This window comes from Reichenbachiella agariperforans (assembly GCF_900142205.1).
Taxonomy (GTDB): Bacteria; Bacteroidota; Bacteroidia; order Cytophagales; family Cyclobacteriaceae; genus Reichenbachiella; species Reichenbachiella agariperforans.
Window position 1 is genome coordinate 220522 of the sequence record NZ_FRAA01000003.1, and the last position, 22635, is coordinate 243156.

At 41.9% G+C, this 22635-nt stretch carries 13 protein-coding genes; all 13 read right to left on the reverse strand.

All coding sequences use genetic code 11. The features are described from left to right. Window positions 1-2: 2 nt before the first annotated feature. Window positions 3-1910, reverse strand: coding sequence for a glucosamine-6-phosphate deaminase (nagB, locus tag BUB99_RS10120; RefSeq protein WP_073122129.1), 1908 nt, complete (start codon window positions 1908-1910; stop codon window positions 3-5). Between the two features lie 246 nt (window positions 1911-2156). Further along, window positions 2157-4919 (reverse strand): family 10 glycosylhydrolase, encoded by a 2763-nt coding sequence (locus BUB99_RS10125; RefSeq protein ID WP_084190491.1) that lies wholly within the window; start codon window positions 4917-4919, stop codon window positions 2157-2159. Window positions 4920-5047: 128 nt separating this feature from the next. Then, window positions 5048-6697 carry a PKD domain-containing protein gene (locus BUB99_RS10130; protein ID WP_084190492.1) on the reverse strand — a complete coding sequence of 550 codons (1650 nt, stop codon included), beginning with the start codon at window positions 6695-6697 and terminating at the stop codon, window positions 5048-5050. Between the two features lie 27 nt (window positions 6698-6724). After that, window positions 6725-7495 (reverse strand): hypothetical protein, encoded by a 771-nt coding sequence (locus BUB99_RS10135; protein WP_073122135.1) that lies wholly within the window; start codon window positions 7493-7495, stop codon window positions 6725-6727. Between the two features lie 29 nt (window positions 7496-7524). Continuing rightward, on the reverse strand, window positions 7525-9024 hold the full coding sequence (locus BUB99_RS10140; protein ID WP_073122137.1) for a SusD/RagB family nutrient-binding outer membrane lipoprotein: 1500 nt from the start codon (window positions 9022-9024) through the stop codon (window positions 7525-7527). A gap of 19 nt (window positions 9025-9043) precedes the next feature. After that, entirely contained in the window at window positions 9044-12127 is a 3084-nt protein-coding gene (locus tag BUB99_RS10145) for a SusC/RagA family TonB-linked outer membrane protein (protein WP_170863775.1), read from the reverse strand. Window positions 12128-12726: 599 nt separating this feature from the next. Beyond that, window positions 12727-12954, reverse strand: coding sequence for a hypothetical protein (locus BUB99_RS10150; protein WP_073122142.1), 228 nt, complete (start codon window positions 12952-12954; stop codon window positions 12727-12729). 13 nt (window positions 12955-12967) lie between these two features. Further along, window positions 12968-13753, reverse strand: a complete 786-nt coding sequence (locus tag BUB99_RS10155; RefSeq protein WP_221407499.1) for a hypothetical protein — start codon at window positions 13751-13753, stop codon at window positions 12968-12970. Window positions 13754-13806: 53 nt separating this feature from the next. Further along, window positions 13807-17058 carry an N-acetylmuramoyl-L-alanine amidase gene (locus BUB99_RS10160; RefSeq protein ID WP_073122146.1) on the reverse strand — a complete coding sequence of 1084 codons (3252 nt, stop codon included), beginning with the start codon at window positions 17056-17058 and terminating at the stop codon, window positions 13807-13809. Between the two features lie 3 nt (window positions 17059-17061). After that, window positions 17062-17961 carry a hypothetical protein gene (locus tag BUB99_RS10165; protein WP_139280966.1) on the reverse strand — a complete coding sequence of 300 codons (900 nt, stop codon included), beginning with the start codon at window positions 17959-17961 and terminating at the stop codon, window positions 17062-17064. Continuing rightward, window positions 17958-19520: a glycoside hydrolase family 10 protein gene (locus BUB99_RS10170; protein WP_245816825.1), complete on the reverse strand. Its 1563-nt coding sequence runs from the start codon at window positions 19518-19520 to the stop codon at window positions 17958-17960. Before BUB99_RS10170 ends, BUB99_RS10165 begins: the two co-directional genes overlap by 4 nt. A 101-nt stretch (window positions 19521-19621) precedes the next feature. Next, on the reverse strand, window positions 19622-21295 hold the full coding sequence (locus BUB99_RS10175) for a glycoside hydrolase family 3 protein (RefSeq protein WP_073122150.1): 1674 nt from the start codon (window positions 21293-21295) through the stop codon (window positions 19622-19624). After that, window positions 21292-22557, reverse strand: coding sequence for an MFS transporter (locus BUB99_RS10180; protein ID WP_073122152.1), 1266 nt, complete (start codon window positions 22555-22557; stop codon window positions 21292-21294). Before BUB99_RS10180 ends, BUB99_RS10175 begins: the two co-directional genes overlap by 4 nt. Between the last annotated feature and the right edge of the window lie 78 nt (window positions 22558-22635).

A 22635-nucleotide genomic window follows, 5' to 3' on the forward strand; every position in this document is an offset into this window, starting at 1 on the left:
TTCTATTCGTTTTTAAAATCCCATTCTACGAAAGCCTCCATGGCTTCATACTGTGCCATCCCTAGTTTATCATATTGTCTAGCGGTATGTCTGTTTCTATCCTCAGCTCTTTGCCAAAACTCACGTGCGTCACTACCAGGAAATGCCACTCCATCTTTTTGAGATTGATGTCTAAAAATAGCTTGCCTCTTTTTCATCAGCTCCTCAGGGCTAATCGGTACTGCCATCTCTATATCAGCAATATCCCATTCCTGCCACGCACCTCGGTACATCCATACTTTACAGTTGTCCGTCCAAGCTTCATTTTTGAGACGGCGCATAGCTTCAAAGATGGCTTCCAAACACACTCTATGTGTACCATGTGGATCAGACAAATCACCTGCTAAGAACACCTGATGAGGCTGCTGCTCTTGGAGTAGATCCATCGTCAATTGAATATCTTCTTCGCCCAAAGGCTTCTTCTTCACCTCTCCCGTCTCATAAAACGGTAGGTTCATAAAATGCAAATTCTTCTCATCGACACCACAATAACGACATGCCGCTTTGGCTTCATTTTTTCTAAGTTGCCCTTTGAGCTCCCTTAGTGCATCTGGTGCCTTATTACCACTTTGATCCGACTGCATATAGTCACGAACCTCGTCTCGGAGTGCTATCAGTTTTTCGTTTTTTACATCTATCATCTGATTGTAATCACACATAAAATCCAGATAGTTGTAAGCATACTCGTCAAACACAGCGATATTACCAGACACTTGGTAAGCAACATGTACTTCGTGCCCTTGCTCTACCAACCGCAACAAAGTCCCTCCCATAGAAATCACATCATCATCTGGGTGTGGACTAAATATAAGTGTGCGCTTAGGAAAAGGCGTATTTCGTTCTGGTCTCTGGCTATCATCAGCATTAGGTTTGCCTCCTGGCCATCCAGTAATCGTATGCTGCAGTTGATTAAAAACTTCAATATTAATCTTATAGGCTGAATCCCGTTTGGTCAGCAACTCACTAAGGCCGTTTTCATTGTAGTCCTCATTGGTCAAGGTCAAAATCGGTTTCCCTAGTATCTCACACAACCATACAACTGCTTTTCTAACCATTAGGGCATCCCATGTGATCGAATCCAATAACCAAGGCGTCTTCACCTGGGCTAGTTCTGATGCTGCCGGCATGTCAAAATAGTAAGTGACATTCATATGGTTTTGTAGAAAGGTCGCTGGTACTTGCGCTGACATGTGACCATTGATCGCACGCTCTACGATCTCCGCTTTACCTTCCCCCCAAGCCATGAGTACAACCTGTTTCGATTTTAGAATCGTACTGATCCCCATGGTAACGGCATTTTTGGGTACATTGTGTTTGCCGAAAAAGTCTTTGGTTGCATCTACACGAGTCTTGTTATCTAAGGTCACCAGTCTAGTAATAGACTCTAAAGTTGACCCAGGTTCGTTAAAACCAATATGCCCCGTACGTCCAATCCCTAAAATCTGTAAATCTATTCCTCCTACTTCGTCTATTTTCTCCTCATACGCTTGACAATATTTATTCACTGACTCTACACTAGTCAAGGTTCCATCTGGGATATGGATATTTTCTGGAAGTATGTCTACATGATCAAACAAGTACTCGTTCATAAACCGATGGTAACTCTGCTCACGATCAGGTGCCATTGGAAAATACTCATCAAGATTAAACGTAATGACATTCTGAAAACTCAATGCCTCTTCACGATGCATTCGTACCAGTTCATTATAAACCTCTATCGGAGATGATCCTGTAGCCAACCCCAAAACAGCCATCTGACCTACCTCCTTCTTTGCTATAATCAACTGTGCGATTCTACTCGCTATCTTCTTTGAAGCCTCTAGGGAATGTTCAAAAATTTCTATTGGACTTTCTATACTCGTTTTTTCCATTTTTGGATCTAAAATTAGATCAGAGGAGCTTAGACTATGATCCACTCCTCTGATGACTAACAATTTCAAACTCTAATACTAACCTGTGGTCATAGTGCGAATAAAAAACCACAGTTCTAAAACAATTACTAACTAATGCAAATTTACACAATTAACGCAAAATAAAATCACTATTTGCATTTTTATTGCACGTTTAAAACCAAAAACATGCAACAAATCAAAAACAAAGCATGCAAATCGTTAGAACTACCTTATTAGCACTTTAATTCTCTCATAGGTACTATCAGTTCTCAGTATTAAAATCAAAGTGCCTGGCATTTGACCTTCTAACCTCAACACAGGGGCATTCGATACATCATAGTTCAGATCTGGGATCGAAAGCCTCCTCCCTAGCACATTATACAGTTCCAGATTAGATACGCTTACATCGGCATCTCTAAATACCACTTTCACATCACCAGACATGCTATAAATAGCCTGCATTGCTGGCGCTATTTCATCTGACAAGTCATCATACACCCCTAAGATTTTATCTATGCTAATGGATACTTGTGCAGGTTGTCCATACCCACCGACATTTTTACCCTGAACCGATACATAATAATCACCTCCCATCAAACCACTAAAAGACGTGGTAGTATCATTCACTGAAAAACTCTCAAAAGTGTCAATAACAGTAGACATCTCAGCGTCCGATGAAATCGTCACCTTATATCCCTTAGCCAAATCAGATTTACTCCATTCCACCTCTAAAACATCTCCCTCTAATAGATTACTCTGCATGAGCGGTGAATAAATCACGGAAGGCTCAGGGAGTACGATCAATGTTTTGAAACTACTGTAGACCCAAATACTCTCTCCTAAATCATTAAACACCTTGAGTCGTAGATGATAGGTTGTCCATTCGTCGAGTTCCTCTGTCATTTGATACTCACTCACTCCTCCGAGTGTTTCAGTGAAAACCACATTGTAGCTTTCGAATTGGCTTCCCCCGCGTGCTATCTCTAAAGTGACTCCTGTAACCAAATCATCTTGACTCCATTCGAACAGTGGTTTCAATGGGATCAAATCTGAACCAGTCACAGGAGATACGATACTAGGTATAGAAGGGAACCCTGTACTAAACGAGTAGACCACACTCGCCGATCCAGTACCTGCAAAATTGACAGGAGAAACCCTCCAATAATACTGCGTATCACCCAAAAGCTCTATACCTGTAGCATTAAAAGAAGTTCCTGAAACCGTCTGAGTTAAATCAATCTGAGCAAAATCCTCTGAAAGAGATAGTTCTAACAAATACGACTGAGTATTAGGGACTGATGTCCACTCAAAATCAAAATCCGTAGGCTGACTAGTACTCTCATCCTCTGGACTCGCCAATGTCGGCACACCTACAGGAGCATCTACTTCAATCATCGATCGCTCAGTACTTTCATTGCCATAGCGGTCGTAGGTTGACATGAACAAGTACGGACGTACATCACTATTCATATCCCCATCCTCTATATAGTAATAGTCACCATATACAACTCGCAAAATATTTGCAGGGTCTTCAAAAAACGCTTCTGTAGGTGAGTCAGTAGAGGATGCGTACAACACATATCTATCTGCGCTATTCCCCTCATCCCAACTCAAAAAGTATATACCTGATTCGTCTTCATCCCAGTGCAGGTTAGCAGGAGCGGTTAGGGTTTCGCTTGTCTTCCACGTCATAGATGGCATCAATGCTACATCTTGATAGTGATTTTCGACTATCTGATCTTTGATTCCATTGACACGGATAAAATCTTGGTAGCGAAAAAAACATCCACCCAAGGCATTGATATCCCTGTTGTCCCGTACGATATCGATCTGTGTCGAAATCTGCTCCAATGTCCATGGATCCGCTAGAGTACGCCCGTTCGGATCATCAACATCAAAATATTTTTTATCTTCATGAATTGTGGCTCTTCCACGAGCCGAAACATCTGGATTGTTGGCATACCTGTATATTCCATGCCCTGCCATGACGTGACGATCATTTTCATAAGCAAGCTCTGCCCACCACGGGAGCAATGTCGCAAAGTCTTGTGCTCCACCTGTAGGCCAGTATAGCTGTGGACACACATAGTCAATATTGCCAGAACTCAACCACTGCTCAGCATCGGTATAGATTGCATTGTATGCATCTAGACCTGAGATTCCCTCAGGATTTTCGCCATTGCCATGGATACCAAATGGACTGATCCCAAACCGTACATAAGGCTTTAGAGATTCGATGGTATCCTTAACCATTCCAATCATGGTATTTACATTATCTCTTCTCCAATCCCCTATATCATCAAAATCCCCTCCATAGGTTTCGTAGGTAGCTTGATCTTCGTTGCTCGTGCCCGAGTATGGGTAGAAGTAATCATCAAAGTGTATCCCGTCTATGTCATAGTTATTCACTATCTCTCCTACAACATCTTTGAGATGCTCCATTACTTCTGGAACACCTGGATTGAAAATTCTAGAAGTTTCGTATCGAAGCATCCACTCTGGATGATCCGCATTGTAGTCGCCTGGTTTTCCGTCATTCTTGCCAAGAGAGGTTTCATAACGATAAGGGTTGAGCCATCCATGAATTTCTATACCACGTTTGTGGCCTTCTTCGATTGCAAAAGCCAAAGGATCATATCCTGGGCTAGTCCCTCTAGCGCCTGACACATACTCCGACCAAGGGGCAAGTGCTGACTCATAAAATGCATCGGACTGCGGTCTTATTTGCAGAAATATTGCGTTGAGATTCCAAGCAGCTGCCGAATCTAAGATATCAATTAATTCCTGCTTCTGTGCTTCCATATTAGTACGATTGGCAGAACTAGGCCAGTCGAGATTACTAACTGACGCTACCCACACCGCACGGTATTCAGCCTTGTAAGTTTGCCCCCATGATGCCTCGAGTGAGCACATCATCAGCAATAGAATAGCTATAGTACAAAGACTATAGTGGGTAATACTTTGTCGAAAGCAAGCGTGTTTTTTCATCTAATTACTATTTTCTTTTTAGCTGGAAAGGAAAGTTGGCATTATCGGAGGATAAAAAATGAGTCGACCCTCTCAGGTCGACTCTATATTTAATTATTCAGTAACCTTGTCATTAATATTAATGAGCATTATTTTTTAACTTGATCAATAGCTAGACCATATACCCATACGTCAGCAACATAAATTTCAACGTCACCTGACCCATCGATTTTCCATCTTTTCACACTATTCACTTCTAGTGGATTAACCTCAGGATCAGCATCTGCTGGTGCTCTATACCCCCAGTACACATATCCACCTTCAGCATCTACAGCGATACCAGTGATACCAGTTCTCTCACTGTCACCACCTTCTGAATGCCATCTCGTGTCATCAATCAATTCAATGTTCGTGCCATCTAGATCAGCTCTATATAATCCCATTTCATTGGTACCGTTTACAAAATTAATAGAGAAGTAAACCTTCTGATTCGTCTCATCTACCTCAAAGGCTCTTACTGCTTCGCTAGTCAAAATACCTCCCAATGCAGGTACAGCAGGTGTAGCAGATTCTAAATCAGTGATATCACCAGCTTCAAACTTCCACAACCCTTTGTGGTTAGAGTTTTTAGCCCACCAGAATTCTTCGCTACCTCCATTGTCTCTAACATAGAAAGAACCATTGAGTGCTCCCCATCCATAAGTTGGTCCACCATCTGTTCTGTATGCTGAGTAATATCCGAGTTGGTTATTCGCTACCCAGTATGGATAATCAGCTGTAGTATAAGTTGCATTTTCAGTAGTAATATCGATAGCAGTTATACCATTTCTTCTGTCTCCGAAGTAAATTTTGGTATCCGACACATCTCCGAAAAACGGATCAGTTGTATAGTCACCAGAACCACCAGCAAAATCCATAATAGACACATAATCAGTAGGGTCGTCCAAATCTACACTATAGATCGTACCATCAGCCTCAGCGGCTTCATCAGAAGAAAATGCAATACCCAAACCTGCATCAAAAACATACACTCTGTTGTCATGGATTCTTACCGTCAACGGGTGAGACGCAGTAGGCACATTCATATCCTCTGCTACAGAAACAGCATCTCCTGTGTATAGTTTTTTCCAATACAATGAACCATCACCAGATTCGTAATCCACTACTGTGAAGATAAGTGTCTTAGCCAACTGAGCTTTAACATCTAACGTTGCACTAGTAGATAATTCTTCACCTGCTAATGTCACTGTCAACATCACTTCAACTGCACCTGCTTCAGTAAATGCAACAGCTGGAGCAGCAACAGTAGTCATACCATCCACTAGATCAGCACCTGTAGCAGTTGCACCAAAATCCCATGCATATGTCAATTCTTCTCCATCTGGATTATAAACTTCAGCAGTAAAAACCACTTCAGCACCTGCCTCGATAGTCTCTACAGACATCATGATCACAGGCACAGGATCTCCTACAGTGATATCCTTAGTAGCAGACAATTCCTCAAAACCATCTACCATCAACGTAACAGTATAAGCTCCTGACTCCTCATATGTATAAACTGGGTTCTTATCGCCAGACGTTCCACCATCCCCGAAAGTCCATTCGAAACTATCACCACCAGTAGAGGCGTTAGTAAAAGTAACTTCCTCGCCCGCTTGTGGGTTTTCATTGCTAACCGAGAACGCTACGCGGTAATCAGGAACTGACTCTGCGTCATCCTTACAAGCACTAAATAGCGCCAATCCTAATACAAGACACACAATGGTTGCCTTATTCAATAGAGTGTAAACACTTTTCATAAAAATAAAATTTAAGTTGTTTAAAATTTAGAATACTAAAAATGACCTTCTAGCGTCATTAAACTTCTGACTGCCATTGGTCACACGGTAGCCTAGGGTGATTTGATATTCATTCTCAACTGTATAGCTATCGCCTATCAGAGATGCTAATCCGAGTTGCTCAAAACTGGCAATAACTTCTGCCTGACCAGCATCTGTCAAATTACCATTCTCATCATACAAGGCATCAAATTCAGACTGCGTCATCAGTCCATTACCTACTATGATGTTCTGCAATGCATCCTTGCCTAACTCTTCACTGTAAAACGAGAACACATCTTCTTGATACTCCTCTGGAGTCTGTTCTATAAATTCAGTAACCGTCAAATCATCTTTATCCAAGCTCACCAAATCATAAGCATTATCTACCTGATAAGTAATGGTTTTGACGTACGCTTTTTCCTCTGGATTAAAGTCTGCATAGTCAAATGGATAAGCCTGAACCTCTGTCCAATCAGCAAACTCATCGCTCGTACTAGACTCGTAAATCACGCCTTCTACTTCCACAGTCATGTCTTGAAATAGGTAGACATATTCCCATAATCCAGTATACTCGAAATAGTCATCTACAGACCAGAACTGAACAAACTTCTCGACCTCAACGCCCGCCTGTAGCTTAGGGGCAAACGGTTCAAAATACACATCTGCAAGCGTACTACCTTGTGCAGCGCCCAGATCATCGAAAACGTTATTTTCTTCACAACTCGACCAAGTCATCAGACCTAGTACAGAAAGAAGTATCGTTATTGATTTTTTCATCTTATAAGTATTTCTTGTCTTTATTAATTTTATTGAGCCCACCACATTTTCACCTTTAACCACTCAGGGTTTTGAAATGCTCCCAAGCGTTCCAATTCAGGTTTGTTATAGATCTCTTCAGTCTGATTATCATAAGCTATTCTTTGAATCCATTCTGTATCATCATCAGACCAAAACACTGCTAGGTTTTCAGGCTTGGTCAAACCTGGGTATACCTGATCATCGTACTGATACCTGCGCATATCCACCCAAGCCTCTGCCTGCAAGTAAAGAGCCAGCCATTTTTGCATCATGACGTCAGACAATTGCAGTTCGGCCACTGACTGAGGCACCATACTGCTGGACATGAAAGCTGCAATATCTACTGCATCCACCCCTACTCTTTTCATGTGTGCTTCTACACCCATCTGAAAAGCTGTAAAAGCCATCCCTTTATCTCCTGACTGAAAAGCAGCCTCTGCCTTGATAAAATATAACTCTTCAATAGTCATAAAAGGCTGCTCAGAATCGTTTCTAGTCATATAACTCCCGAAAAGATCAGGGTAATCTTCATCTTCTAGCAAAGCATTCTTCCCTTCAGATGCAATGATAGAAAGGTACTCCCCGCTCGCATTTGGCTTAACCAATAACGGCATCCGTGGATCATTTATCGTTTGTGTAATTGGGTCAAAACCCATCACGCTCTCCAAAAAGAATGTAGTCGGCGCACTGGAGTTCAAGATATTTGGAACATAATCCCATTCTGGGTTAGCAGCCATCGGCCCCCACTGATTAACTAAGTAAAGGTTAGCCGACGAATCATAAAGATCAAACACTGGGTCAGCCCAACCCGACAAGGCTAAATCCACCTCATCAATGATAGGTTGGTAGTCTTGATTCACATTTGGTGTCATATGAAGGAGAATCCTTGCCTTGATAGCATGTGCAAAAGCCAACCAATTAGACAAATCTCCATCAAACATTGTATCATTAATCAAAGCTCTATCCGTTTCATCTGGTGATTCTAACAGATCAATAGCCAGTTCGATCTCCTCCAACATACCATCATATATAACTGATTGATCGTCATATGGAGGAGAAGGGTTTCCTTTGAGTGCCTCAGAATAAGGCATATCACCAAACAAATCAGTAGCGGTCTGCGTCGACAAAACCATAATAATATGACCTATAGCCTCATAGTTTCCTGACCCTTCCGCTTGAGAAGTTCTAATCAAATTCCAAGCATTACTAGCTACATCATGAAAATGACGTCTAAACAATCCTACTCGAGTCACACTAGAGTAATCCCATCTATCTTTGACAGAGTTAAATCCGCTCAGTGTCGTCAATTGCTGTGTAAAATATGCCGTAGTTTCCCCTTGCTCATAGCAGTTCGTTGACATAAGCGCTATGATCGGCGAAATCAGTAAGTTTGGAGTAGCCGAACTTGGCTGATCTTCGTCCACATTAACATCTAAGAAATCCTCACAACTGACACTGCTAAGTACCAAAGTGAAAGCCATGAAATATGTAAGTATATTTTTCATCATCGTTGTTCGCATTACTTATTTAAAAAGTTCCTTTTAGGCTGAAGGTAATCCCCTGTGTCGTAGGTACATTGTAATAATCTACCCCTATAGTACCCGCACCTCCTACAGACGACCCACTGTAATCATTCTCAGGGTCACCTCCAGAATACTTGGTCCACATAAATAGGTTTCTACCTGTTACCGAGAAACTCAATTTTTGCATTTTGATTCGCTCAGCAATCGCACCCATATCATAGCTCAAAGCGACATATCTAAGCTTAACCCATGAGCCATCCTCGACAAAATTTTCACCAACTCTTCGGTGGACATTTCTGAAATAGTAGTCATCCAAAACGACCTCTTCTTCATTGGCTACAAACCCCTCAGGTGTCTCTACTACCCCACTAAAGAGGTAAGGTATATTTCTATATTCATCGATCATTGCATGCGTACCATTGCTCATCATGGAGCTAGCAGTAACATTGATCACATCTCCACCTTTTTTAATATCAAATAGGAATGACAGACCAAATCGCTTATAGCTAAATGTATTGGTAATACCCAATAACCAATCAGGCTCACGATTACCTAGGAAGACATTCTCCTGTGACACATTGATATTGCCATCAGAGTCATAGGTATAATCTCCATTTTCATCCGTTTCATAAGTCCCCCATCTCGGGTACCCATTATCATCCATCACGATATCACCATCCTGATTGCGAAGGAAAGGAATACCTTCTATTGCATATAGTGGTTGACCTATCAATGCTATCGGCTTTGCTTCATTGATAATCTGCCCTGTAGTCACTGGAAGTCTAGATATGTATCCAGGCAAATTAGATAGCTTCGATCTATTTCGAGAAAAGTTACCTTTGACATCCCATCGCAGACCATTGTTATTCAACACGTTCGCATCAAGAACCACTTCCCAACCCTTGTTACTCATATCTCCCGTATTGAAAGTCTGAATAACCCAGCCAGAAGCTGTTGAGATTCTGTTTTGGATGATCATATCATACGACCCCTGGTCATAATAGGCCACATCCAGGTTAACTCTCCCTTTAAAGAAAGCCAAATTAACACCCAGCTCTAGCGCTTTTAATGATTCTGGTCTTAGGTAGGGATTACCCGCATAATAATCATGCTTATACCCTCCCCCTGGGCCTGGATACTGCTCCAGTACTACATCCAAACTCTCTGCGTTAGCATCTTGACCAGATTCTGACCAACTCGCTCTGAACTTACCGAATGAAAGTACTGGGTCTAAAATCCCCCCCAATGCCTCAGTAAACACAAAGCCTGCCGTCACCGATGGATAAAAGAAGGAATTACTACCTGGAGCGATCGTTGAAGTCCAATCATTACGTCCAGTGACCCCTAAGGAAGCTATCCCTTTGTAGTCTACTCTAACCTCACCATATGTCCCCAGTACTCTTCGCCTGGTAGTACCTTGAACTGGCAACAAAAAAGCTTCTGGATCAGTATTATTAATACTAATAAGGTTAGGAAGTAAAAAATTAGACCCTGTATAACTAAGCTTACGCGCTTCGGTCATATCAACGTTCGCCCCTCCTAACACATATACATCCCATGTCTCGTTAAACATCTTAGAAAAACTAAGGTTGAGCGTTGAGGTCAACCTTTCCTTAGAGAGATCAGACTCATAGAGGCGACCAAAATAATTACCTGCGCTTTCTGGAACAGTTGGGTTTTTATAATACTGACCCGAACGATCCATACCTACTCTATAGGTCAACTTCAAAGGCTTTATAATATCCCAATCAAAAAACACTTGACTAATCGTACGATTAACATCATACTCTGGCAGATTGTTATTCACATACCAATAGGGATTCTCTCTATTTCTACCCATTAGGTCAGTCGGGTTATCCGCTGGTATCAGCCACTTTTTACTCCCATCTGCATTGAGGTAGTCAGACATTTGGTCATCAGAAGGCCAGTTAAATACGTTGTACATACTTCCCGATCCACCTCTTACATTCTCAGACCAGATACTATTGACAGATGCAGTAACATTCAAATTATGACGCAACTGCGAAGATCCTTTTAGGAGGAAATTGAACCTGTTATAGCTTTCACCTGGGACAATACCTGTTTGGTTGTTATTCGAAACAGACATGTAGAATTTAGCTTTCTCAGATCCACCATTGATGTTCAAATCGTACTTTTGCTGAACACCTGTTTGAAAAAACTCATCGATATTGTCATAAGTCTTGTCAGACGGCAGATAGGCAGGTCCCCACATTTGATAAGTGTCATTATCTACCACGCCACTCAGCCCTCTACTATAAGTCGTTTGTGCTTCGTGGGTTTTAAATTTTCTATCCAGCGCAACCGTTGACCCAAAAGTTACTTGGATCTTTCCTGCTTGCCCTGTTTTAGTGGTTATAATCACTGCGCCATTACCTGCGCCTATACCATATAGAGCCGCAGCACTAGGTCCTTTGAGAACTGTCATCGAAGCGATATCATCCGGGTTAATATCCATCGCAGCATTACCACTTCCTTCAAAGGTGGAGTTATCCATGATGATACCATCTATTACAAATAACGGCTCATTACTTCTTCCCTCAGAGATAGAAGTCCCCCCTCTAATGACAATAGATGACGAGGCTCCTGGTGATCCAGAAGATGCAGTGACTTGCACTCCAGCTATTTTACCCTGCATTCCATTGACGAGATTTTGTTGTTGAGATTCTGTAATCTCCTTTGACTTGATGTCCTGGGCTGCATAGTTCAGGTCTCGCTTATTTTGCGTGATATTCATTGCAGTCACGATTACTTCATTCAGCTCTGTAGCATCTACAGACATGCGAACATCCACGACTTTTTTACTCCCTACAGAAATCTCTTGCTTTTGGAAGCCAATAAAAGAAAAAACCAAAACTGGCTTTTGACTGACATCAACAGCAATAGAATAGTTACCATCCAAATCCGTCACCGTACCCGTCGAACTTCCTTTCAACAGTACAGAAACACCAGGTAATGAAGAATTGTCACTTTCATCCAGAACTTGACCTTTAACTGTCACGCTCTGTGCGTGAACCAGTGATATCATTGAGCAAAAACTCAAAATCAGTAGTACTCTTATCGATTTCATGCAGCTATGTTCATTTTTGTTAAGAATCATACAGCAATATAATCAATAACTCAGGCTTAACGCAATATTAATGCATGTTTTATGCATTTTTTATGCAAAAACAACAACAAACACATATACACATGACAAAAACCATAAAACAAAGCAAAGAAACACTCACATTAGAAGCCTGAAGGTACACCATGCCAAAACAGGATAACTGTCTTTAACCACTAGAGATACAGCGTTTAACAATATCAGAAAAACACGCATAACCTATTTATAAGTGGGGTTTATAAACCTTACAGTTAGGCTCAAGCCTAGGGAACAGAAGAACAAAAGCATCTAAACAACTCAAAACCAATTGTTTTTAACATCTACGCATAAAAAAAGCGAACCTAATTGATTCGCTTTTTTTATGCGGTATTTCACTCCCGATAAGTAATTGTTTCCTATTAAAAACTTACAAAACAACAATTTTCCGTAACATATACTCCCCATCACTGGTCAACACCTTCAATACATGCACTCCACTCACTGATAATGGCAATAATTGACTATAACTACTGGTTTCTATATTACTCCACTATTAAGGTAATTGATAAGTATATATTTCAACCTCACTCAAATCGGCTATCACGCAAAAAGACATTAAATTTTTCATTCACCCCATTTTCGTATAGCAAATCAGTTTTGCTCTCGAAATACCGGACTGACTGAGGCATGCTCTCATTCAAATCTACCCTAGGTACCCAGACGACATCATTCGTCTGGGCATAGCTTGTTGTTGTGGTGATCAGTGCGAAAACTATGGCACTGACCTGATGTATAGTCTTGAATAAAGGCATCTTTTAATCCTCCCTATTGCTCTCTATCAACATTGAGCAGATAGATCTCACCATTCGGCGTATGAAATAGCACTTTGGTTCCTAATGAATTAACCGCTGGGAAAAGAGCAATTTGTTTGTTCAAATCAGTCAAACGACTAGCTCCTTCGATGTTATCCAAAGAAGCTATCATGACAGTAGAAGAAACATACTGATAGCCGTCATCTTTGGTATTGGTATAAAGCACCGTGTGGTTATCTACCCATTTAGGAAACTCAACATCACCTAATTCACGCAATACATTTCCATCCATATCGGTCACAAAAGAACCTAAACCAGATACACGAAACGCAAGTTTGGTTTGATCAGGAGAGACCGAAACATTAAGGTAATCTGCTTCTCCCAATGGCTTAATAACTTTTGTACCCTGTAAACCATTCACTTCGATCGCTCTCAAGTCACGAGTTGCTTCTGCAAAAACACCAGTTCCGATTCGTCGTGCAGAAACCAATGATTCCTCAGAGATTTTGCTACGTGAGCCACTAGACCAAACATAAGAATAACTCCCATGGTCTTTGGTATCAAACCTTACTTCATCAGATTGAACAACGGCTTCATACCCCGCTCCTGACTCCTCAGAAATAACTATCTCATCCTTTGTTGTGAGGTTATAAGTTTTCAAACCTTTGAAATTTTGACCTGTGACTATTATATCATCAGAGCCTGGGACGAACTGAGGGTAATACCCCGTTACATCCAGTTTTTCTACTCCTATCACATGAACCGACTGGCTATTAGCACCGAGTGCTATTGCACTCATCAGAAAAATTAATATCGCTTTTTTCATCTTTTCGTCTTTAATGTCAATACTCATTATTGTTTCAGAAACCGAATCATTGATTTCGCATCATCACTTTGGATCGAAAGCCAATACATGCCTGACGACAATTCTGCAGTAGGCAAGGAAATCTGATGATCAACCGACTGAATCATCCATTGATTGTGTTTGTGCCCCTGTATGTCATACACTGCTATGGTATAGATTTGATCCGCTGCGTTACCGATCTGCAAGGTTGCATCTCCTGACGATGGGTTTGGATATAAAACCCAAGCTTGATCTATTTGTTCTAAACTCGCTAAAACCTCTTCTTCTCCTTTTAAGTAAGCTGAAACTTGAGCAATCACTGCCTCCAAATCAGACTGCACAGCTGTCTCTAATGGAAAAGAAATATAAATCACTGCCCCAGTGGCCTCTCCCCCAAAAGCTCCTTCATAGGCAACACCAGAAAAGTGTTCACTATCATTAAAAGAGAATATATTCTCAGCATCCTCTGTAGCAGAAATCTCATCTGGATAATCTTCTGGATACACAACACCTATAGGCACATTAAGTGTTTCGAACAAGCCGCCAGCGACACCTTCAGCCACTGTAAAGCTCGGTCCTCCATCGGACTGATACACTGCTTTTAGATAATTAGTATAGAAGGCTTGGTCTGTTGTTGTTCCTTTGGAATACAAATCCCAGCCTATTTCACTTCCTGATATAAACAATTGACCTCCCTGATCTAAATAGGCCTGCAATAGAACCTGTTCTCCGTCTGATAGTGTCTCGTAAACTGTAGATTCATCACCCAAAAACCAGAATACACGATCGTAATCCATCAAACTAACCACTCCATCAGCTACCTGCTCATTGGCTACTGTATGTACAGTTCCATCATATGCAGCACTGGCACCTAAATAGTATCGAGCAGCAAAATCATGATTACCTGATTTGTACGAACCCGAAACTCTATCAAACCCATCAACGATCAATGTTTTAAAAGCAACATCACTGCTTTTAACTGCATAAGTATCACTAGATAGACTCTCCGACCCTCCGTCTGCTACAGCTACCACACTGAACACAGACACCTCATCGGCAGAATGATCGGTGAAATATTCGTCAACCAATACCAATTCATAGGTAGTTGAAGTCAATTCACTCTCATCGGCTAATAAAACACGTGTACTCAAATCATCATCCAAAGAATAATAAACTCTAAATCCAGATAGCAACGCATCGTCACTGCTAGCAGTCCATGACAACACTCTACCTGCTTCTGATTCAGTGGCTGACAATAGTGTAGGTCTATTAGGTGTATAATCATAATATGACCCCACTTCTAGATAATCCATGGCGCTTTTGAGCAAAAACTGTTGATCAAGCGTAGAAGTTGTTTCTATCGGGAAGGAAAAATACAGCACACCACCTGCTTCAGTAGAATTGCCAAAAACTCCTTTGTAACCAACCCCTCCATGCGCTCCTTCGACTGCATAAGAAAACACCTCTTCGGCACCTTCGACAGCTGCTATATCATCTGGATAATCTTCTGGATAAGTAATCCCAAAATCTATGGTCTGACCACCGAACAATGTCCCTTCTAGCCCTGTCGCTGGCGAAAACGTCACAGATCCGTCACCGATACATGTTGCCTTGAGGTATGAAGCATAAAACGCTTGATCTGCTGCATCACCTTTGATCCCCAAGTCCCAGCCTATCTCAGATCCAGAGACCAATAAGTTTCCTCCAGCATCTAGATAATCCGCTATAAGGGCTTGCTCACTAGTACTGAATGTTTCGTTAGTCGTAGACTCATCACCTAATATCCAGACGACCAAATCATAATCAGACAAACTTACCTTTCCGTCCACTACGCTCTCGTTCGTAGAAGATGAGATACCCGCTAGTCGCATATCACGTATCGCCATCATATAGTCTGAGATAAAAGTATGGTATTCTTCCGTATACGAACCGCTACGTCTATCGAAACCATCGACGATCAACACTTGATCAGCCGTAGCTCCTAGACGTGAAAAGACTTGTCCTCCTTCGCTCTCCGCTCCTGACTCTGCAACCGAACGCAACTCAAAATGATAAGCTTCTTCCTGAGGCGTGTATTTAAAATCTGCGTCTGAAGCAAGTACAACAGATGTAGTCGTTTCATCGAGTGTCGTTTCGTCAGCTGCCAACGTCCAATTCTCCATGGTATCGTCAGTCGCATAGTATAGCCGGTAACCCAATAATGTTTCTTCCGTATTGGCAGCCCACTTCACCGAAACGCCAGACGTACCGACAGCTTCTAAAGCTAACATTTGTGGCACAGCTGGAGCTCCTCCTACTTCGGTCAGTTCGAAATCTGTCTCGGTATACTCTCCTGCCACTATATCGATGGTCTGAATTTTGGCATCATATCCAAACTTCTCAACCTTCATTTCATACGAACCAGGTGCTAACCAATCAAAGAAATAAAACCCATTGAGAAACACATCTCCTTCGAACACCTGTTCGTCCTCAGTACCTGGCTGAAGTGTAACTGTAATTTCATTGAGCGCTGCTCCATCTCTGTCTAGCACTAATCCACCAGCCTCTCCTACGCTTAGATCTGGCTGTTCGAAATAGGCTAAAAATGACTTAACAATACTCCAAGCTGCCGCTTTACGATAGCTACTGCTCATCAACCTTCTTCCTTCGTTTAGATTACTATGAAATGACGCTTCGGACAATGTACTAGGCATGTTTAGATTGTTAAGCACACCCAAACCATTAGTATATCCAGTAAATGGAATATCTGCACGAGCATACTTAGTGGTCGTACGCATATAGGCAAACAACTCATCATCCATGATCTCTGCCATCTCGTATGACTCGGGATAATCTGCGGTACCATCCTCTGGCCCTGCGTATAACACGAGCGTATAGTTAACCGTCTGATTATCTACTCCATTGGTGTGAAACGAGTGAAAATAATCGGATTCAAAGGCATTGCCTACTTGAACGCGATCTGATAAACTCGGATCTCGATCTTCCGCTTCGGGATCATTGGTCACTTTAGTCACCTTCACCTCTGCTCCCAATTTTTGCAGTAGTGTATCTAGGTAGCCTACGACCTCCCAGTTCGCATCCGACTCGTAGTACGTCACACCCAACCCTAGTTCGGTAGGTCTATCATTGCTGTCGTGACCTCCATGACCAGGATCTAGACAAATCCTAATCCCATCTAGTGGCTCCTGTGCTTTGGACGAAAAGATCGCACAAAAGCATAACAGCATCAAACACAGTGTTTTTTGAGTTATTGTTTTCATATTTTACTCTGGTTTAAAAATATACATCTGTCCTTCGGGTGTATTCGCTGTGATCTGTAGCGTAGCGGTATCAAAATTTGGGTTTTCGAGGGCTACATCTAAATCACTCCCAACAGGAGTCATTTTATTATTTTGAATATCTAACACGCCGATTTCTGCAGACAGCTGCTGCATACCGTCATCAGTCGTTTTAGCATATAGTACGGTTTGGTTATTGATCCAAATATCGGCATGTACATCTGCCAATTCATGCATGATATTTCCTTTCAAGTCACAGATGACCGCTACATTCCCTGCCGATTTGGTAAGTATTTTTTTCCCATCAGGAGACAAAACTGCATATAGATAGTTTCCTTCACCTTGTGGTTTAACCGGTTGCTCCTCACCGCTCACCATGATCCCAGACAGATCCTCTGCTAACGATACAGTTGTCTCTCCAGAGAGACTTTTGTGGTACTCCTGTGGAGAAAATCTTGCAAACTCTGAAGCCACCTTAGTCACTTCTTTGGTTTTCATATCGATCTGTTCCAATCGCTTCGTTTTGCCTTTGACTTGATAGGTAACCTTATCACCAGAAATTACCGGTAGATATCCAGCACCTCGTTGATCCGTTAGTTGCGTTACCTCATTAGTGGTCAAGTCTAGCATCCAAAGACCTTCGTACTTTTGATCAGTATAGAGCAAAATCTTTCCCTCAGTGGAAAACTGAGGGAAATAACCTGTAGGCTCCAATAGCTCTGCAGTATATGACCCGTTAGAAACAGGCGTTTCTTCTTTCTCTTCCACGACCTCTTGAACAGCGGTTTCTTGACCGACTTGGTTCGTTTCATTAGCTGCTCCCTCTTTAGACGGGGAGCAGCTAACTACTTGTAGAATCAACATTAAAACAATCAATTTTCTCATTTTTTCGGATTTTTAAGTGACACTTTTATCATTACACCTTTGCTCGGCTTACTCTCGTTGTACAAGCGACTCAGTGCCGTCACAGCATAAGTATATTTTTTGCGGCGCTGAACGGACTTATCTACATAAAACGTGGTACTGGCACGTTGGATATCTAGGATATTCTTTGGATCCTCAAAGTCTCCTGTCTCCTTGCCTTCGAAACGGTATATCGCTACATACTTAGCCGTACTATCAGGCATTTGCCAGTTTAGATACACGCCATCGAACTCATTTTGCGCAGAAATACTGTCAGGCATCGTAGGTATTTTTCGTCCCAACCAACTCATCGCTGGAATGAGAGCCTTTGTACTGTATAGGTCTGTCCTGAGTGAATCACTAAAACCTAGTGGGTTTTGTAGCATAGACTTAGCACTGAAGTAGGCACCGCCCTGAATATTTTCTAGTTCTCTGGACAAACGAATCTGATCGGGAACCTCTGAAGGATTTTGCCAAGCACTATCTGCACCTTCCAGTCCAATTCGGTAAGAAGCATGTCCCACATAGACGTGCCCATTGAACGGTTGCTCGTTCCACCACTTGAGCACCTTGCTATACGAGAGCTTTGGATGGTCTATGTGCAAATACAACTGAGGTAGTACATAATCGATCCAGCCTTCTTCCATCCATAACAGTACGTCTGCAAACAAATCGTCATAGTTCGTTTGACCAGCATCCGAGTCAGATCCTCTCGGATCATCAGCTATATTTCTCCAGACACCAAAAGGGCTAATCCCAAACTTGACCCAAGGCTTGACACTTTTGATCGTGTCATTGAGCATTTGTATGACGGTATTTACATTTTCACGTCTCCAGTCATCTTTTTGCTCCAGTTCAAAATCCTGACCATAGGTAGCAAAAGAAAGAGAATCGGGAAATTCCTTCCCCCATATTCTATAGGGATAAAAATAATCATCGAAATGTACTGCATCAATATCGTACCTAACCGTCACGTCCTTGATCACATCCGTCACGTAAGACTTGACCTCTGGAATTCCTGGATCAAAATACATACGATCTCCATAGGTCACAAACCATTCGGGCTTAGTGTAGAGCAGGTTAGTAGAGTCCTCTGGCATTTCCTCAAAGTCCACCAATGCTCTGTACGGATTGAACCAAGCATGAAATTCCATTCCTCTATCATGCGCCTCATCGATCATAAAAGTCAGCGGGTCATAATATGGGTCAGGCGCTTGGCCACTCACTCCTGTCAAGTATCTAGACCAAGGTTCCTTTTCTGAATAATACAATGCATCCGCCGATGGTCTAACCTGCACAATAACCGCATTGATTCCCGTCATTTCGTGATGATCCAACAGTTTTCGGTATTCAGCTTTTTGATCCTCTACAGTTAGTCCTGGTTTAGAGGGCCAATCAATATTCTTGACCGTTGCAATCCACGCTGCTCTAAACTCGCGCTTTGGTGCAGTCTGGGCGAAAGCAGATAGACCACTCACTAGAGCAATCATCACTACCAACACCCTCTTCTCAATTCCTTTCATTTTTCTATTTCCTCTCATTGTGTTACCACTTTTCAATAAATCATCCTCGTGACAAGTCCACGAGATATTAACCTTCTAATCAGCCATATACTTAGACCGAAGGGATTATCTCCCTGCGGTTAAATACTTACAGGCAGTATTCCCTTTGCTTCTTTTTTATTACTCACTATTTCATATGCCAGACGATGCGTGTATTCGTTCTCCTGATAGGCCAGCAACATAGACTTCACATGGTTTAAACTACCCAACTTAGAGACCGCATAGGCATTGCCAAAGAAGACGAGGTAAACTGGCACCGCATTAGACAAATCAGCAACCAGCTGAGCCATCTCTGCAGTTATCCCAAAATTGTCTGGTGCTTTGAGTTTCACATTGTGTATCGCTACAATGACTGCTTGCTTTTCTTTGAGTTCACTAATCACTTTCTCCTTCTTACTCTCGATTTGATCAAAACGTAGAGAAATGCTTTTCTCAATTCCCAAATCTTTTGTAACCAACTGTTCAAATAGTGGCGTTCCTGTTTGATCCAGAGTTCCTTTGAGCAAAGTATGGTGACTCAGCGCGCCTTGTTCGGCCTGATCCCCATTAGCAAATAGAGACAGCATACCAATAGATTCATCGTTCAATAACCCTTCAGTATGCTTCACCTGCGTCATCGAAGCTTCATACAACTGTTCATTGATCGTACGCGTATCTCGATTAATATCCTCTAATATCCCTTCTAGTTTGATAGGCTCTATCTGATCCAGCCCCATGTTATATTTAGCTACGAGTTGCTTTAAACATCTCTCGTCTAACTGTTCTTCAGTGATACTGCCGTCCGCTAATGCAACTTTGAACTGTTGTATAGTTGCTTCGACATCCTGCACAAAGAGCAGTACATCATTGCCAGCTTTGAACGCTTCTACATCCACCTCTCCTATTGCATAGTGATCTGCTACTGCCTTCATATCCAACGCATCTGTAAATACCAGACCTTCAAACCCCATGTCACCTTTTAGCAAATCTTGTACAATAGAGCGAGACAAAGTAGAGGCGCGTTTGGTATCTGGCTCCAACTGTGGAATCTGCAAATGCGCGACCATGACGGCCCCCAAACCTGCTGCAAATAGCTTCTTAAACGGGTAGAGTTCCGTCTCTTCCAGTTCTGCACGAGACTTGTCCAATTTAGGCAGCTCCTTGTGCGAATCTGATGCTGTATCACCATGCCCTGGAAAATGCTTGGCTACAGCCAAAATCCCTTCAGATTGCATCCCTTTCATGTAAGCGGTACCCTTTTGAGCTACTTTTATTTTGTCCTGACCAAACGAACGAAAATTAATTACTGGATTATCGGGATTCGTATTCACATCAATAACAGGGGCATGATTGACGTGAATTCCTATCCTTTTCATCTGGCGAGCAACGATTCCCCCCATTTCTTCAATGGCTTTTTCATCCTCTATTGCACCTAACGTCATTTGATATGGAAAAGGCTCAGCATTATCCAGTCGCATCCCCAGTCCCCATTCACCATCGATAGAGATCATCAGGGGTGTTTCACTAGATGACTGATATTCATTGGTCAAACGTGCTTGACTCACAGGGTCTCCCTGAAAGAATATTAACCCTCCCACTCCATACTTTTGTATGAGATCTTTGATATAGGTAGTGTGCTCATCGTTCTTATTAGACCATGTAGCGACATGTATCAATTGTCCAATTTTTTGTTCGACAGAAAATCCACTAAGCATTTGACTCGCCCAGCTTTGAGCTTGGCTATCTTCCTGACCTACTTTAATATCGTTTTTCATTTCTTTCCAAAATCTTTATCTATTTTCAAAAACCTAGTGATCACAAAAGATGGAATCGTAGCGATCATAACCCATATAAAGAAATATTTGTACCCTACTAACTCCTGTACCCATCCACTCACCATACCAGGTAACATCATACCCAAAGCCATAAAACCTGTAGCAATAGCATAATGAGCCGTACTATAATTCCCCTGAGAGACATACAGCATGTATAGCATATAACCTGTAAATCCAAAGCCATATCCGAATTGCTCGACTACTACTGCCGTGGTGATCAACACATAAGATTCTGGCTGAAAAAAGGATAAATACACATAAACAAGGTTAGGCAAGTTGATGGCTAACATCATCCACCAGATCCAATGTTTCAAACCATTTCTAGATGCCAATACCCCACCTACAATACCTCCAATAGTCAACGCCAACACCCCAAAAGTCCCATACATCACACCCACCTCTTGGGTACTCAAACCTAACCCTCCGACGGTCACATCATCCAACAAAAAAGGAGATGATAGTTTGACCAACTGAGATTCGCCAAGACGGTAGGTCATCAAAAATGCAATCGTCATCAATAAATCTGGCTTGGTAAAAAAGAGACGGAAAGTCTCGAAAAACTCTGCCAACACTTGACGACCTGTCTTCTTAACGGTAACGGGCTCTTCTGCTTTGGGTAGAAAGAGCTGGTGATAAATAAAAAAACCAAAGAACAATGCTGATACAACTCCAAAAACAGTGCTCCACGCCATTTGTATACTCGGCATAGTCTCTTCAAAATATCCCGCCAGAACGACCAAGAGACCCTGACCTGCTATCATAGATATACGGTAAAATGTACTCCTAATCCCTACAAAGAAGGATTGCTGACCAGAATTCAATGCGATGAGATATAATCCATCCGCTGCTATATCGTGTGTGGCAGAACTAAAAGCCATTAACCACAAAAAGGCCAAAGAATACTGAAAAAAACTATCCATTGGAATGGTCAGTGCTACACAAGCCAATGATGCACCCAAGAGTAACTGCATCATCACTACCCATCTCCTTTTGCTACCAATGATATCTACCAGTGGACTCCAAATGGGTTTGATTACCCATGGTAGATAAAGCCAACTCGTATAGAAAGCTATTTCCCCATTACTAATATCCAGGTTCTTATACATGATCACCGATACGGTCATCACCATCACGTAAGGCAGCCCTTGAGCAAAATAGAGCGTAGGTATCCAATTCCAAGGATTGGTGTTTGCTTTTATCATTGTGGTTTAATCTTATTTTTCTACTAATAGCTACATGCAATGCAGACTAATATCAATGCTTCTATATCAAAAAAAAGA